The organism is Pseudomonas meliae, from assembly GCF_001400515.1.
Lineage (GTDB): Bacteria > Pseudomonadota > Gammaproteobacteria > Pseudomonadales > Pseudomonadaceae > Aquipseudomonas > Aquipseudomonas amygdali.
In genome coordinates this window covers 41,373-57,584 of record NZ_LJQT01000474.1, presented here as the reverse complement: position 1 = coordinate 57,584, position 16,212 = coordinate 41,373, and the positions used below count along the sequence as shown (strand labels likewise).

General features: G+C 58.5%; 13 protein-coding genes and 2 pseudogenes. 3 read left to right on the top strand and 12 right to left on the bottom strand.

The annotated features are described in order from the left end of the window. Positions 1-43 precede the first annotated feature (43 nt). The 8 genes and pseudogenes from ALO64_RS22140 to ALO64_RS22105 all read right to left on the bottom strand — a co-directional run bounded on the left by ALO64_RS22140 (position 44) and on the right by ALO64_RS22105 (position 10,561). Entirely contained in the window at positions 44-946 is a 903-nt protein-coding gene (locus tag ALO64_RS22140; protein WP_010215288.1) for a peptidoglycan DD-metalloendopeptidase family protein, read from the bottom strand. Positions 947-1,175: 229 nt separating this feature from the next. Further along, positions 1,176-2,066, bottom strand: coding sequence for a response regulator (locus tag ALO64_RS22135; RefSeq protein WP_005734983.1), 891 nt, complete (start codon positions 2,064-2,066; stop codon positions 1,176-1,178). 203 nt (positions 2,067-2,269) lie between these two features. Then, the gene (phoU, locus tag ALO64_RS22130) at positions 2,270-3,031 is read right to left on the bottom strand and encodes a phosphate signaling complex protein PhoU (RefSeq protein WP_002555887.1); all 762 of its coding nucleotides are present in this window, start codon (positions 3,029-3,031) and stop codon (positions 2,270-2,272) included. 70 nt (positions 3,032-3,101) lie between these two features. Then, a complete protein-coding gene (pstB, locus tag ALO64_RS22125; RefSeq protein ID WP_005734982.1) occupies positions 3,102-3,935 on the bottom strand; it encodes a phosphate ABC transporter ATP-binding protein PstB in 834 nt (277 codons plus the stop codon). A gap of 66 nt (positions 3,936-4,001) precedes the next feature. Continuing rightward, on the bottom strand, positions 4,002-5,618 hold the full coding sequence (gene pstA / locus ALO64_RS22120; RefSeq protein WP_170947386.1) for a phosphate ABC transporter permease PstA: 1,617 nt from the start codon (positions 5,616-5,618) through the stop codon (positions 4,002-4,004). Between the two features lie 69 nt (positions 5,619-5,687). After that, positions 5,688-7,973 carry an ABC transporter permease subunit gene (locus ALO64_RS22115; RefSeq protein WP_044343622.1) on the bottom strand — a complete coding sequence of 762 codons (2,286 nt, stop codon included), beginning with the start codon at positions 7,971-7,973 and terminating at the stop codon, positions 5,688-5,690. Between the two features lie 142 nt (positions 7,974-8,115). Then, positions 8,116-9,104, bottom strand: a pseudogene (locus ALO64_RS22110) (phosphate ABC transporter substrate-binding protein PstS family protein). Between the two features lie 167 nt (positions 9,105-9,271). Beyond that, positions 9,272-10,561, bottom strand: coding sequence for an MFS transporter (locus ALO64_RS22105; RefSeq protein ID WP_044343621.1), 1,290 nt, complete (start codon positions 10,559-10,561; stop codon positions 9,272-9,274). Between the two features lie 431 nt (positions 10,562-10,992). Here ALO64_RS22105 and ALO64_RS22100 point away from each other — a divergent pair, with 431 nt between their 5' ends. Together ALO64_RS22100 and ALO64_RS22095 are read left to right on the top strand one after the other, a co-directional pair. Continuing rightward, positions 10,993-11,394 carry an acyl-CoA thioesterase gene (locus tag ALO64_RS22100; protein WP_044343620.1) on the top strand — a complete coding sequence of 134 codons (402 nt, stop codon included), beginning with the start codon at positions 10,993-10,995 and terminating at the stop codon, positions 11,392-11,394. A 91-nt stretch (positions 11,395-11,485) separates the two neighbouring features. Further along, positions 11,486-12,397, top strand: coding sequence for a D-hexose-6-phosphate mutarotase (locus tag ALO64_RS22095; protein WP_004666602.1), 912 nt, complete (start codon positions 11,486-11,488; stop codon positions 12,395-12,397). A gap of 20 nt (positions 12,398-12,417) precedes the next feature. Here ALO64_RS22095 and ALO64_RS22090 read toward each other — a convergent pair whose 3' ends face one another. The 4 genes from ALO64_RS22090 to purE form a co-directional block, all read right to left on the bottom strand. Beyond that, on the bottom strand, positions 12,418-12,951 hold the full coding sequence (locus tag ALO64_RS22090; RefSeq protein ID WP_002555895.1) for a DUF3299 domain-containing protein: 534 nt from the start codon (positions 12,949-12,951) through the stop codon (positions 12,418-12,420). A gap of 82 nt (positions 12,952-13,033) precedes the next feature. Further along, a complete protein-coding gene (locus ALO64_RS22085; protein ID WP_002555896.1) occupies positions 13,034-13,279 on the bottom strand; it encodes a GlsB/YeaQ/YmgE family stress response membrane protein in 246 nt (81 codons plus the stop codon). Positions 13,280-13,613: 334 nt separating this feature from the next. Beyond that, the gene (locus ALO64_RS22080) at positions 13,614-14,696 is read right to left on the bottom strand and encodes a 5-(carboxyamino)imidazole ribonucleotide synthase (RefSeq protein ID WP_044343619.1); all 1,083 of its coding nucleotides are present in this window, start codon (positions 14,694-14,696) and stop codon (positions 13,614-13,616) included. Positions 14,697-14,705: 9 nt separating this feature from the next. After that, entirely contained in the window at positions 14,706-15,197 is a 492-nt protein-coding gene (gene purE / locus ALO64_RS22075; protein WP_044343618.1) for a 5-(carboxyamino)imidazole ribonucleotide mutase, read from the bottom strand. Between the two features lie 378 nt (positions 15,198-15,575). Between purE and ALO64_RS22070 the strand changes: the two are divergent. After that, positions 15,576-16,189 (top strand): annotated as a pseudogene (locus ALO64_RS22070) (reprolysin-like metallopeptidase). Positions 16,190-16,212: the final 23 nt, after the last annotated feature.

Genomic DNA, 16,212 nt, shown 5'->3' with positions numbered 1-16,212 from the left:
AGCGTCGGCACGATAGTCAAGAAATGCACGGCCGCTCCAGCAGTCAATTCCCGCCGACGGCGAAGTTGGGCAGGCTCTGCACTGGTCTGGCGAATTCGTAAGGGATCGATAGCAGTTCATGGCCCGAATTGCGTTGCACGACAAAGTGCAGATGCGGGCCGGTGCTGTTTCCGGTATTACCCGACCGCGCCAGCGCGGTTCCGACGCTGACCCGCTGACCTTCCCTGACACTCACCGAACCGCGCATCAGATGCAGATAGACGCCCATCGTGCCGTCTTCGTGCAGAATCCGTACGAAGTTGCCTGACGCATTCGAACCCCTCCCTGACTGGCTGTTTTCGATCTTTATCACCGTCCCGCCGCGTGCGGCGATGATCGGCGTGCCTTCGGGCATGGCAATGTCCATCGCATAGCGGCCCTTGGCACCATAATGACTGTATTTGCCATTCGGCCCCTGAGTCAGGCGAAACGGTCCGCCAATCCACGGCAATGGGTATTTATAGGCCTGCACCGAACCTTTGGGATCGCCCAGGGTTGAAGTCAGCACCGAGGCGTAGTTCATCGGCTTGCTCCCCACTTTGGGGCTCAGCACCACCACACGTTCATTACTGCGCGCAGGGATTGTGCGGCGCAGCGTTGCTGACGAGCCAGAGACGCCCAGCACGTTGGTCACACTGGAAAGCTTGAGTTCGACCTCGACCGGGGCGTACAGATCGTTGCGCACGTACAGGCTGTGCACGCCCTTTTCACGCCTGACACTCAAATGCACCTGGCCGTCGATACGCTCGACCATCCGGTCCCGAAACACCATGACCGATGCGCCAGGTGTTGGCCGATCCGAGAACGACACCACGCCATCGGCATCGGTGAATTTATAGATCGTGACTGCCCCGGCCGACTGCACAGTCAACGTCAGGGCAAACAGGATAAGCAGGCGTGCAAGCATCAGAGGCGTTCGGGTTCAAGGGCACTGGGTGCCAAGCCTAGCAGCCTTGCAGACAGAAGAGGACTCGTCAGTATCAATCGGACATGAATAACGCGCCAGACAAGCCACGGACACAGCATGATCAGCGAGGGGGTGATTGCAGCGGGGTGAAGTTATTGGGTAGCTGTGCAGTAGATATTTGGGGCATGCCAACGCGAACGTCGGCATGCCAGTCAGCAGGAGGCGTGTATCAGGCTCCGGGGATAAAGTGCTTCTGAGCCGTGCCACGTGCGATCAGGCGCGACAGGTAGTCGAGCTTCTGCGCATCCTGATCGACAAAGCGGAAAGTCACTTGCAGCCATTCACTGTCAGGCTTCTGCTCGAACGCGGCAACGGAGTGCAGGTAGCCATTCAGGCGTGCGACCTCGTTGCTCTCGCCTTGCTCAAGGTCCAGTACCGCGCTGTCGAGCACCTGCGGCAGGTTTTCGCTGACGCGTATCACCAGTGTGGCGTCTTTCAGCGTCAAAGCCTTGATCACGCACGACTGAATGCCGTTGGGCAGGCGCAACTGACCCTGTCCACGACCGGCAGGCTCCGGCGATTTGGCTGCTACAGGCGGCGCTTTGGCGATACCGGCAGGCGCGACAGCTGGCGTGGCGCGAACCACTTCGGCCTTGCCGCCGGTCAATGCACTGAGCGAGTCATTGAGCGGCGAGTTCATGCGTGCCGGGGCTGTGGACATGACCGCATCAAGCTTGCCGACCTTCGCCAGCGCCTTCTTGACCTTGGTCAGCAACTGCTCGTTGGTGAACGGTTTGCCGACAAAATCGGTCACGCCGGCCTGAATAGCCTGCACGACGTTTTCCTTGTCGCCACGGCTGGTCACCATGATGAACGGCACGGTTCTCAGGTAATTGTCTTGCTCACGACACCATGTCAACAGCTCCAGGCCGGACATCTCGGGCATTTCCCAGTCGCACAGAATCAGATCGAACGACTCTTTGCCCAGCAAAGCCTGAGCCTTGCGACCATTGACTGCGTCCTCGGTATGAATCCCGGGAAAGTAATTGCGCAGCCCTTTCTTGACCAAGTCGCGAATGAAAGTCGCGTCATCCACCACCAATACACTGACCTTACTCATCGACGCTCCTGCGGGCGTGTTCACCTGGAGGCGAACTGCGGTATGCCAACACGCCCTTTGTTTCGGCAAGCATAGCGTTGACTGGTGGCCAACTGCCATATTGATTGACTGCGCCGCGACATTTAATCCGCAGGCGACGGGAATACTCGTCTGCACAACGAAAAACGCCCAGCGCATGCTGGGCGTTTTTCTCGCAGGCAATCTTACTTATCGTCAGCGTCGCCCGGAACATTAGCGGTTTCGCTCGAGATACCCTGCACTTCTTCCTTCATGCGCTTGAGCCCCATGTGCCGCACGTCGGTGCCACGCACCAGATAAATCACCAGCTCGGAAATGTTGCGGGCATGGTCGCCGATGCGCTCCAGAGAGCGCAGCACCCAGATGACGTCCAGCACGCGGGAGATCGAGCGTGGATCTTCCATCATGTAGGTCGCCAGCTCGCGCAGGGCGGTTTTGTACTCACGGTCGATGGTCTTGTCGTACTGCGCCACCGACAGGGCCAGCTCAGCGTCGAAACGCGCGAACGAGTCCAGGGCATCGCGAACCATGTTGCGCACCTGATCACCGATATGACGGACCTCGACGTAACCGCGTGGCGCCTCGCCCTCTTCGCAGAGTTTGATGGCACGGCGGGCGATCTTGGTGGCTTCATCACCGATGCGCTCCAGGTCGATCACCGACTTGGAAATGCTGATGATCAGGCGCAGATCGGACGCCGCTGGCTGGCGACGAGCCAGAATGCGCAGGCATTCTTCGTCAATGCTGCGCTCCATCTGATTGATCCGGTCGTCGACCTCGCGAACGCGCTGGGCAAGACCGGAGTCGGCCTCGATCAGTGCCGTGACAGAATCGTTCACCTGCTTCTCGACCAGGCCACCCATTTCGAGCAAATGGCTGCGAACGTCTTCGAGTTCCGCGTTGAACTGTTGGGAAATGTGATGCGTATGGCTGTCTTTGTGGATCATGCTGGGTGTCCTTGGAACGTCCGGTTAATAGCGAAAACGCAGCGGTGGTTCAGGTCTGACGAAGCACGTCCTAGCCGTAACGACCGGTGATGTAGTCTTCTGTCTGTTTTTTTGCCGGGTTGGTGAACAAGGTGTCTGTATCACCGAACTCGACGAGTTTGCCCATGTACATAAACGCGGTGTAATCCGACACCCGAGCCGCCTGCTGCATGTTGTGCGTAACGATCACAATGGTGTATTTCGATTTCAGTTCGTAGATCAGTTCTTCGACTTTAAGGGTCGAAATCGGGTCAAGTGCCGAGCAGGGTTCGTCGAGCAGCAAAACCTCCGGCTCCACGGCGATCGTTCGGGCAATGACCAGACGCTGTTGCTGCCCTCCGGACAACCCCAACGCCGACTCATGCAGTCGATCCTTGACCTCATCCCAGAGCGCAGAGGCTTTCAGCGCCCACTCGACGGCTTCATCGAGTACGCGCTTCTTGTTGATGCCCTGAATGCGCAGGCCGTAGACCACGTTTTCATAAATCGTCTTGGGGAACGGGTTCGGCTTCTGGAACACCATGCCGACGCGCCGACGCAACTCAGCAACTTCCTCGCCTTTGGTGTAGATGTTGTGACCGTACAGGTTGATTGCGCCTTCAACGCGGCAGCCATCGACCAGATCGTTCATGCGATTGAAACTGCGCAACAGGGTCGACTTGCCACAACCGGACGGACCGATGAACGAGGTCACCTTCTGCTTGGGGATATTCAGGGCAATATCGAACAGCGCCTGCTTGTCGCCATAGAACAGATTCAGACCCGGCACTTCGATGGCCACGGTCTCATCGGCCAGATCCAGGCGTTGCTTGTGACGCCTCAGGGCCGACATGTTCATGCCGTGAGTCGGGCTTTCATGCTGCATGGATTGCTCCTGTGCGAACGATTCGCTTCATCGAACGGCTGCGTTTGCCAAAGGGCGAATTCGGGATCAATTGTCGAGCGCCTTATATTTTTCCCGCAAATGGTTACGGATACTCACAGCCGAGAGATTGAGCAAGGCGATGACCAGCACCAGCAACAGCGCGGTGGCGTAGACCAGCGGGCGTGCCGCCTCGACGTTCGGGCTCTGGAAGCCGACGTCGTAAATGTGGAAACCCAGGTGCATGATCTTCTGATCGAGATGCAGATAAGGATAGTTGCCATCCAGCGGCAGCGACGGGGCCAGTTTGACCACGCCCACCAGCATCAATGGCGCAACTTCCCCGGCGGCACGCGCCACCGCCAGAATCAGGCCGGTCATCATTGCCGGGCTGGCCATTGGCAATACAATCTTCCACAGCGTCTCGGCCTTGGTCGCGCCCAGCGCCAGCGAGCCTTCGCGCAGGGTCAGCGGAATACGCGCCAACCCTTCTTCGGTGGCCACGATCACCACCGGCACGGCCAGCAGCGCCAGGGTCAGCGAGGCCCATAACAGGCCTGGCGTACCAAACGTCGGGGCTGGCAGCGCTTCAGGAAAGAACAGCCGGTCTACCGAGCCGCCGAGCACATAAACGAAAAAACCGAGGCCGAACACGCCGTACACAATCGCCGGCACACCGGCCAGGTTGTTCACCGCAATGCGGATCAGCCGGGTAACCGGCCCCTGACGCGCGTACTCGCGCAGGTAAACCGCTGCCAGCACACCGAACGGCGTCACGATCACTGCCATGATCAGGGTCATCATCACCGTGCCGAAGATAGCCGGGAAAATACCCCCTTCGGTGTTGGCTTCGCGAGGGTCGTCACTGAGAAATTCCCACAGTTTCTGGAAGTAGAAACCCAGCTTGGTAACGGTGCCCATCGCGTTGGGCTGGTAAGCACGCACCACTTTGCCTAGGCTGAGTTCGATTTCTTTGCCATTGCCATCGCGTGCCGTCAGGCTGTCGCGATCAAAAGCCTCATGCAGGCCGTCCAGACGCCCCTCGATGACCTTGTAACGCGCGTCCAGCTCGGCACGTTCTGCAGCCATGTCAGCTTGCGCAGCGGCATCGAGCCGGCCATTGAGTTCCAGCTTGCGGGCCTGCAGACGCAGGCGCTCAATACCGTGATTGATGGCCCCGATGTCTTTCTTTTCCAGAATGTAGAGTTCGTCAGCCAGCTTTTCGACGCGTTTGATGCGCTCTTGCAGGATCGGCCAGGCAGCTTCGCCTTGTGCCACTATCCGACCGTCTTCCTTGACGTTGACCAGATAGCCGTAGAAATTGCCCCACTCCCGGCGCTCCAGTGTCATCAGTTCGGCAGGACGGCTCTGGTCGGTCAGCCAGTCGCCCACAACCCAGGTGAAATCGCTGGGGTTGAGGTCACGGTTGCCAACCTTGAACAGCTCACGGGTCATGAACTCCGGCCCTTGGTCAGGCACCGGCAGACCCGCGCTTTTCAAACGCGCACGAGGAACCTGTTCCTGCTCGACCCGCTCACCGACCAGCACACTCGATTCCTGATTGGGCACCGCATAACGTGCGACCACCAGGTCAGCTGGCCAGAAGTGCCCAAGACCCCGCACGGCGATCACCGCCAGCAGGCCGATGGTCATGATGACAGCGATGGATACGGCACCCGCACTCATCCAGACGCCAGGGGCGCCGCTTTTGAACCAGCTCTTGAGGGAGTTCCGCTTCACCAACGCCTACCTTCCTTACAACGCCGAGTATTGCTTGCGCAGTCGCTGACGAATCAACTCTGCGAGGGTGTTCATCACGAAGGTGAACATCAACAGCACCAAGGCCGCCAGAAACAGCACCCGATAATGGCTGCCGCCCACTTCCGACTCCGGCATCTCCACCGCGACATTGGCCGCCAGCGTACGCATGCCTTCAAACAGGTTCATGTCCATGATCGGCGTGTTACCGGTCGCCATCAGCACAATCATGGTTTCCCCCACGGCCCGGCCCATGCCGATCATCAAGGCGGAAAAGATGCCGGGGCTGGCGGTCAGGATGACTACACGCGTCAGGGTCTGCCAAGGCGTTGCGCCCAGCGCCAGAGAGCCCAGTGTCAGGCTGCGCGGCACGCTGAACACGGCGTCTTCGGCAATTGAATAGATGTTGGGGATCACCGCGAAACCCATTGCAATGCCGACCACCAACGCGTTGCGCTGATCGTAGGTGATGCCCAGTTGGTCGCGGATCCATGTGCTCATGTCGCCGCCGAAGAACCAGCTCTCCAGGTGCGGACTCATGCTCAGTGAAAACCAGCCCACCAATAGCACAACGGGAATCAGGATCGCGCCTTCCCAGCCATCGGGCACGCGCAGGCGAAGCGAGTCAGGCAGACGGGTCCAGAAAAAGCCCGCCAGCAAAATGCCGATCGGCGTGAGCAGCAGCAAACTGAAGATGCCCGGCAAATGACCTTCCAGGTACGGCGCCAGAAACAATCCGGCAAAGAAACCGAGAATCACCGTCGGCATCGCTTCCATCAATTCAATCACCGGCTTGACCTTGCGGCGCATGCCCGGCGCCATGAAGTAGGCGGTGTAGATCGCGGCAGCCACGGCCAGCGGCGCGGCCAGCAGCATGGCGTAGAACGCCGCTTTCAGGGTGCCGTAGGTCAACGGTGCCAGGCTCAGCTTCGGCTCGAAGTCGGAGTTGGACGCCGTGGATTGCCAAACGTACTTGGGCTCGTCGTAATTCTCATACCAGACCTTGCCCCATAGCGAGCTCCAGGAGACTTCCGGGTGCGAGTTGTCCAGCGCCAGCGGCAACAGCTTGCCAGCGCTTTCGATCAGAACCCGGTTGGCGCGCGGTGATAACGCCAGAATGCCGGGACCGTCAGTTACCTTGTCGATCAGCAAGGTTCGGTGCGCGGTGCTGTGGAACACGCCCAGCTTGCCGGACGCATCCAGAGCAATGAAGCCCTTGCGCCGCTGTTCAGCCTTGATCTGCTCGATAGGTGCGCCGCCCATTTTGAAGTCGCGGATGCGCATCAGGCGCTGCTCGCCGTCAGTGTCCCGGGCCATGAACCACTGGGAAATGCTGCCCTTCGAGTTGCCGATGATCAGCGAAATGCCGCCGACCAGCTGGGCGCTCGCCGTGATCTCGGCGTTACCGTCTTCCAGCAATTTATAGCGGCCATTGAGGGTTCGGTCGCGCAGGCTGAACACATCCGCCTTGGCGCGACCATTGATGACATACAACCATTGCTGGCGCGGATCGATGTAAATCGCTTTCACGGCGGCCGACATCTGCGGTAGCTCGATGCGCGTCTGCTCACGCGGCATCTCGCCGGTCATCATGTTTTCTTTCTGCTCGAGCGAGATAACGTGCAACTGAGTGCCGGTAGACCCTGCCAGCTTGAGGCTGTCGCCATCGGCACTGACGGTCACATGCTCGACTGCGCGACCGGCCTCATCCAGCACCAAAGGCGCTTCGCCGTAGGGCCAGGCCACGCTCGGGGTGATGGTTTTCTGGTTGTTCGGATAGGTCGTCAGGTACGAGTGCCTGAACACCAGCACTTGGCCATTGGACAATCCCAAGGCTATCAATGGCGCGCCGGGCTGATCCTTGCCGATGGAAGCGACGGACACGCCAGCGGGCAGTGGCAAGGCAACCTTATGCAGCTCTGCGCCATCCTTGACGTTGAAAAAGATGACTTCACCCTTGTCGGAAATGCGCATCCCGATCTGGTTCTGCTCTTCGATTGCGATCATCAACGGCGCACCCGCATCCTGCATCCAGGCTGTATTCAGCACGGGTTCGGAGGTGAGGCTTGCGCCTTTGAAGAGCGGCGCGACGACATAGGCCAGATAGAAGAAGATCAGTGTGATCGCCGCCAGAACGGCAAGGCCACCAATAGCGACGTACCAGTGAGTGAGGCGATCCTTGAACGCACGGACACGACGCTTTCTCACCATCGCAGGCGTATTGAAATCAATACGCGCTGGAGGCGAGCTTTGGTCCATCGTCGATTTGAACAGCTCATTCATGCGCACACACCGTAGACGCCTTGCATGACAGAAAAATTACAGCAAGGTGACGTGAGAAAGCCCGCTGCCTGCGAAACCGGCGGCGGACTGTTCAATTTGTATGCAGGCCAGTCCATTGAGCCCCGCTCCAACGCGTACGTGACTACTTTACCGCCACGCCGCCCGCGCCCTGCAGGCCAAGATCGGCCAGCGTCTTCTCGACGACACGGGCGGGCAGCGGGATATAACCGTCCTTCATCACCACTTCCTGGCCCTGTCTCGACAGCACCAGTTTTACAAACTCGGCCTCCAGCGGCGCCAAGGGCTGGTTCGGCGCCTTGTTCACGTACACATAAAGGAAGCGCGACAGTGGATAACTGCCGTTCAGGGTATTGGCTTCGCTGTCTTCGACAAACTCGCCGCCCTCTTTCTTCGCCAGCGGCACAGTTCTGACGTTGGATGTCTTGTAACCGATTCCCGAATAACCGATGCCGTTAAGCGAATTGCTGATCGCGCTGACCACCGAAGCAGAGCCGGGCTGCTCGTTGACGTTGGCCTTGAAGTCGCCTTTGCACAGGGCTTCTTCCTTGAAATAACCGTAGGTACCCGACACCGAGTTACGACCGAACAACTGAATCGGCTTGCCTGCCAGGCTGCCGCCCACACCGACATCACCCCAGGTTTTCGCATCTGCCCTGGCGCCGCACAGCCGGGTCGCAGAAAAGATTGCGTCCACCTGCTGCAGGGTCAGGCCCTTGATCGGATTGTCCTTGTGCACGAATACGGCCAATGCATCCACCGCGACCGGAATAGCGGTCGGTTTGTAGCCGTGTTTCTGCTCAAAAGCAGATAATTCGCCGTCTTTCATCCTGCGGCTCATCGGGCCCAGATTGGCCGTGCCCTCGGTCAGCGCGGGTGGCGCCGTGGAGGAGCCGGCCGCTTGAATCTGGATGTTCACGCTCGGGTATTCTTTCTTGTAGGCCTCGGCCCACAGGGTCATCAGATTTGCCAGAGTATCGGAGCCGACACTGGAGAGATTGCCCGACACACCGGAGGCCCTGGTATAGGCCTTGATGGCAGGGTCGACCNNCTGGCTGCCGTCGCGCTGGCGGCAACCCATATCAGTGCAGCCATCAAACGCTTGAGTGTCATCCTTGCGCTCCTGGCAGGGTATGTAGGTGTCCACAAGCCTTTTGGGCCAGTCTTGTGACTACTCTATGAATTGATTATGACAATAAGATGAAAAGGCCATCGCCCCTCGCAGGGAGATAGCCTTTCGCTGTAGCGGATACCTTGAGCGTTTTACCAGTGGGTGCTGATCAACGCTTTCTGGTGAGCAAAAACACGCCGATTGCCATACCCAGGCCGCAGAGAATCGCGACATACCAGGCCGGGCCCATCGGGCTGCTCTTGAGCATGAACGTCACCACCATCGGCGTCAGCCCCCCGAAAATGGCGTATGCCAGGTTGTAGGAGAACGACAGCCCGGAGAAACGCACCACGGGCGGGAAAGCCTTGACCATGACATAAGGAACCGCGCCGATAGTGCCAACGAACAGCCCTGTCACGGCATACAGCGGGAACAGCACTTCCGGATGACTGCCGAGGATGTGATAGAACGTCCAGGAACTGACCAGCAACCCTGCGCTGCCCAGCAGAAACACCCAGCCTGCGCCGAAGCGATCCGCCAGCGCGCCCGCAGCGATGCAACCCACGCTCAGGAATACAATTGCCAGGCTGTTGGCTTTCAGCGCGGTAGCGGCCGGAAAGCCATAGATGGTTTGCAGAATGGTCGGCGTCATCAGGATAACGACGATGATGCCGGCCGAGAGCAACCAGGTCATCAGCATAGACAGCGCAACTGCACCACGATGATCACGCAGCACCGCCTTGAGCGGCACTTCTTCAGCAAGCGCCTTGCGCAGTTGCAGTTCGGCGAACACCGGCGTTTCGTGCAACAGACGGCGCAGATAAACCGACATCAGGCCAAACACGCCGCCCAGCAGGAAAGGGATCCGCCAGGCGTAATCCGACACTTCGACCGGGGTATAAATACTATTGATCGCCGTGGCGACCAGCGAGCCCAGCAGGATGCCCGCTGTCAGCCCTGCGGTCAGGGTGCCGCAGGCATACCCGACACGACGGGCAGGCACATGCTCGGAGACGAAGACCCAGGCGCCAGGCACTTCACCGCCGATGGCGGCACCTTGAATGACGCGCATCAACAGCAGCAGAATCGGCGCCCACATGCCGATCTGTGCGTAGGTCGGCAGCAAGCCCATGATCAGGGTCGGCACCGCCATCATGAAAATGCTCAGCGTGAACATTTTCTTGCGCCCCAGCAGATCGCCGAAGTGCGCCATGATAATGCCGCCCAGCGGCCTCGCCAGATAACCGGCGGCGAAAATGCCGAACGTTTGCATCATGCGCAGCCAGTCGGGCATGTCCACCGGGAAAAACAGCTTGCCGACCATCGCCGCGAAAAACACGAAAATGATGAAGTCGTAGAACTCCAGCGCGCCACCCAAAGCAGAGAGCGAAAGGGTTTTGTAATCGCTGCGGGTCAAAGGCCGCGCAGGCTGCGTGGAACTTGAAGGAACAGATGACATGACAAGGCTTCTCTTTACTTGTTCTTTAAAAAGGGGCAAGCGACAGCAACGCTGGCTGCTGCGGGGTGCCGTGCAGAAGCGATTGTCGAGGGCAAAGGCGCAGATAGGCACCAAAATTGCGTGTACAGGCAGTCTTGTCACCTGTAGAGGTTCAGCAAGATAGCAAATTGCTCTTAAAAACACATGTCAAGAACTGCATCATTACAAAATGGAAACCCGACGGTCGTTCTATGACGCAACGCCCGATATACTCGCAAGTCGTCAGCAGCACTGGGAAGTTGTGCGAAAACGTCTGAATCAGCGGGTTTCGCAGAGTTTCTCTATGGGCCACACCGGCACTGGACACACAATGTTCATGCGCATGGTTTTGAATGGCGCCTGTTAACCGCAGCATACAACAATGAGAGTCATGGGTCAGAGGCACCCTAGGCATGATCGAGCTCGAACAAGAAGATCCAACTCCGCAAGGCGACCTTGCACTGCAAATTACCGCCCTTCCCCGCGAAACCAATGGCTTTGGCGACATCTTCGGTGGCTGGCTGGTGTCCCAGATGGACCTGGCGGGTACAGCCATGGCCAGTAAAGTGGCCGGCGGCCGTGTAGCGACCGTGGCGATTGATCGCATGACGTTTCTGGTCCCGGTCGCAGTTGGAGAGCAGCTTTCCTTTTACACCCGCACCCTGGAAGTCGGACGCACCTCGATCAAGATGATGGTCGAAGTGTGGAGCGATGACCCGCTCACCAGCGAATGGCGCAAGGTCACTGAGGCCGCATTCGTGTTCGTGGCCATAGATTCCAGCGGGCGGACACGCTCGGTTCCCGCACGACGGTAACTGGTTGCTCAACCCAAGGATGGCTGCCCGGTTAAACTCACCTTGCGTGAAGCGGTCTATTTTCGTCACGGTCATTGAGTGAGAACTTTGCATGCCAACATCCCCGGTTGAACCCAACGTTGAATCTGTCCAGTACGACGAACTGAACTGCTGGCGTATTCGCCACGGCGAAGCAGAGCTGCTGGTTGCGCAGCAGGGCGCACATATCCTCAGCTATCAAGTGGCCGGACAGCAGCCTCTGGTGTGGCTGAATGAAGAGGCGGTTTTCAAGCAAGGCAAACCCATTCGCGCGGGCATGCCCATCTGCTGGCCGTGGTTCGGTAACCTGGAACGCAACCCTCAAAGCGTGCAGGCAATGCGCGACAGCAGCGAACCTGCCAAGGCGCATGGTGAAGTGCGAGCGCTGGATTGGCAGTTGCTGGGGATCGGAGCAGATGGCGATGCACTGCTGGTGGAGTTCGTCCTTCCGGAAGCCGAAGGCCACCTGCCAGGCTGGCCGCACAACGTCGCCCTGAAACTCAGCATCCGTCTGGACCATGCCCTGAACGTCAGCCTGGTCAGCTACAACTGCGGCACAGAATCTGTCGTTATCAGCCAGGCGCTGCACACCTATTTCGCCGTCAGCGATGTTCGTCAGGTAAGCGTCGAAGGACTCGACGGCCTGCGCTACATCGAAACCCTGGCAAACTGGGAAGAACGTGAACAGGCTGGCGACCTGACGTTCACTGGCGAAACCGACCGTATCTACAAGGATACACCGGGGGTACTCAGCATCGTTGACCCCCAATGGCAGCGCCGCATCCATATCCGCAGCACCGGCTCGAAATCAGCCATCCTGTGGAACCCGTGGATCGAGAAAACCGGCAAATTCACCGACATGGCAGCAGATGGCTGGCAGCGCATGGTCTGCGTCGAAACGGCCAACGTGCTGGACGACGTGGTGACGCTGGCCCCCGACCAGATGCATGTTCTGGGTGTGAGTATCTGGAGCGAGGCGCTCTGATCAGTTATTGATCAAGCCCATCAAAGGTCCGATTCAACCACAACGCGGACCTTTGACGCATCCATCGCATACGCCGCATCAGCCAGATCGTTACTGACCTTCTCGATTTTCAGGGTGCCTTCTACCCACAGTGGTGTGTAGATATCATCCAGTTTCAGGCCTTTGGGGTAACGCACAAGCACCAACTGGTTAGGCGGCGGTGGCGGGACGTGAATGCAGGCGCCTGGATAGGGCACGATGAAGAACAGCGTGCTGTGGCCCTTGGCATCGGTTTCGAGGGGTACAGGGTAACCGCCAAGACGAATGGTCTTGCCGTTCATTGCCGGGACGGTCTTGGTCGAATACATGACCGCAGGCAAACCCTTGCTCTGCTTCAAGCCACCCTTGCTGTCGAACGTGCCCATCGCTTCCGGAGAATTGTGGTCAATCTCGGGCATGGCTTCGAGGGCTTTTTGATCGGACTTGGGCATCAACTCAAGCCAGTCGGTTTCCGGCAACTGGGCGTGTGCAAGCCCGGACAGCAGCAGAAGAGTCATCAACAAAAAGCGGCGCATGATAAAGCTCGGCAAAGAAGGAAGAGTTGCCGCGCATTCTAGCCCTCTGTGCCGCGCAGAACAGAGGGCTGAACATTAAACGTTATTTCTTTTTGATCATGCCGTAGATAACCAGCAGGATGATTGCACCTACCAACGCGCCGAGAAAACCTGCACCCTCGCCTGCTTGATAGATACCCAGCGCCTGACCACCATAAGTGGCTGCGAGCGAGCCGGCGATACCCAGCACGATGGTCATGATCCAGCCCATGCTGTCGTCGCCCGGCTTCAAGAAGCGAGCCAGCAGACCAACGATCAGGCCGATAAAGATGGTTCCAATGATACCCATGCCATTCCCCTCTGTATTAAGTGAATATGCCTGGGCTAATGAGCAGCCCCGACCTACTGCTATCTGAGAACAGCGGCAGGGAATGGTTCCGGCGCAATGGACAGTTTGCTTCGAGGTGGAGGATTCTTCATGAATGACAGGGCCTAGCGACAGCGCAGAACGGCTAAACAGGGCTGACCCCCCGCTAATTCTCGTTCCCACGCTCCGCGTGGTAATGCATTTTGTGACGCGGAGCGTCACCCAATGCCGCCAACGCGGAGCATTGGCACGATAGTCAGTTGGATTTGTGTATTACGTCGAGCGCAGAGCATTGGCACGATAGCCGCGGGCCTGATCAGCCCTTGATCAACGCTTCAACCAGCTTCACCTGACGATCCAGCGTAGCGCGGTCAGCGCTGCGGACCGTAGCGTGTCCTACTTTGCGGCCAGCCTTGAACGCCTTGCCGTAGTGGTGCAGGTGGCAATCTTCGACGGCGATGACCTTGTCCACTGCTGGCACTTCACCGATGAAATTGAGCATGGCGCTCTCGCCGACCTTGGCTGTGGAGCCCAGCGGCAGACCGGCAACCGCCCGCAGGTGGTTCTCGAACTGGCTGCACTCGGCGCCTTCGGTCGTCCAGTGACCGGAGTTGTGTACCCGCGGCGCAATCTCGTTGGCTTTCAGGCCGCCGTCGACCTCAAAGAACTCGAATGCCAGCACGCCCACGTAATCCAGCTGCTTCAGGACACGACCGGCGTAGTCTTCGGCCAGTGCCTGCAATGGGTGATCGGTGCTGGCGATGGACAGGCGCAGGATGCCGCTGTCGTGCGTGTTGTGAACCAGCGGGTAGAACCGGGTCTCGCCATCACGTGCGCGAACGGCGATCAGCGACACTTCGCCAGTGAACGGCACGAAGCCTTCCAGCAGGCAAGGCACGCTGCCCAGCTCGGCGAACGTACCGGTCACATCTGCTGCCGAGCGCAGGAACTTCTGGCCCTTGCCGTCATAACCCAGCGTACGAGTCTTGAGCACGGCCGGCAGGCCAATGCTGGCCACCGCAGCATCCAGATCGGCCTGCGACTGAATATCGGCGAATGCGGGCGTCGGAATGCCCAGATCCTTGAACATGCTTTTTTCAAACCAGCGGTCAAGCGCAATGCGCAACGCCTCGGCGCTCGGATAGACCGGTACGAACTGCGACAGAAACGCCACGGTCTCGGCCGGAACGCTTTCGAACTCGAAAGTCACCAGATCGACTTCATCAGCCAACTGACGCAGATGGTCCAGATCGCCGTAATCGGCACGCAGATGCTCGCCAAGTGCAGCAGCACAGGCATCCGGCGCGGGATCGAGAAAGGCGAAGTTCATGCCCAGCGGCGTACCTGCCAATGCCAACATGCGGCCGAGCTGGCCGCCACCGATTACACCGATCTTCATGGAAAAACCTCAGGCGTGGCGTGGGTCTGGATTGTCCAGGACGCTGTCTGTCTGCTCAGCGCGGAATTTCTTCAGCGCTGCGTGGAATTGAGGGTGTTTGGCGCCCAGGATACTGGCCGAAAGCAGCGCAGCGTTGATCGCCCCCGCTTTGCCGATGGCCAGGGTCGCTACCGGAATACCCGCAGGCATCTGCACGATCGACAGCAGGGAGTCGACACCCGACAGCATCGACGACTGTACCGGAACGCCCAGCACAGGCAGGTGGGTCTTGGCGGCACACATGCCAGGCAAGTGAGCGGCACCGCCAGCACCGGCGATGATCACTTCAATGCCACGGCCCTCTGCTTCGTCGGCGTACTGGAACAGCAAGTCCGGCGTGCGGTGAGCTGAAACCACCTTGACTTCATAAGGGATGCCGAGCTTTTCCAGCATGTCGGCAGTGTGGATAAGGGTGGACCAATCGGACTTGGAGCCCATGATCACGCCAACCAGTGCGCTCATCGTCGTGCCTCTCATCGGGCGCCCGCAGGCGCGTCTGAAAACAACAAGCCACGCGGGGGAACCGGCGTGGCTTGTTGCACGAATAGTGACCGATTTAGCCGGCCAAAGGCCGCGCAGTATACCGCAAAGTAGTGAGTTTAAAGCACCTGCGATCACCTTCTGTCAGCAGCACCGCCAGAGATCGAGGCAAGCCGTGCCCTGGAGCCGGACACATTGAAATTCCAACACGTTAACCAGCGCGCCTTACAACATGAAAGGCCTTGCCCTACGACGCTAAACGACATAGCAGGACTGTCAGGCCCGGACAGTATTTGTTTAACTGGAAGCGCGACATTGAAGTCGCAATCTAACCTGACTCTCAAGGATGAGAACGTACCAATGAAAAACAAACTGACAGTCTGGCTGTCACTTGCCGTTTTTTTTACCTGCCATTTGCCAGCGCCGACGGCCCCAATCTGGGACTGTTCGTGATCATGCACGATCAACTGACAAAATATGAACGCGCTGAACTGGGTGACAACTACTTGAATCCCTTTCTCGCTCAGTTGCAGGAAATCACGGGGCGCAGGACAACGGTCACATTCATCAACGACGAACCGGGCCTTACAGACTTCGCCTATCGTGGGGAGGAGGATGAACAGTCGTTATACAGGCTATTTCAGACGAGCACCGCTTACGCAGACGCTAAAAACCTGCCACGCCCGTCCGAGCGCCATAAATACGTGCTGGTGACTTCCAATAAAATCCACGGGACGTTACACGGCGTTGCAGCAACAAGCCATCACGTCGCGATGGCGTCCCTGAAAGATTACAACACGCTGCCGCATGAGATCGGCCACCTGTTTGGCGCTACGCATGAGGCGGCTAGCGGTTTTCCATGCCAGACGACTATGTGGGTATATTCCACCACCTCAATCATCCCCTGCTATTACTTCAGCGATGCCAACAAGGAATTGATTCGCAAATACGTCGATAACATATCTATTCGCTGAGCAAACGGCCTGTTGTCATGCAT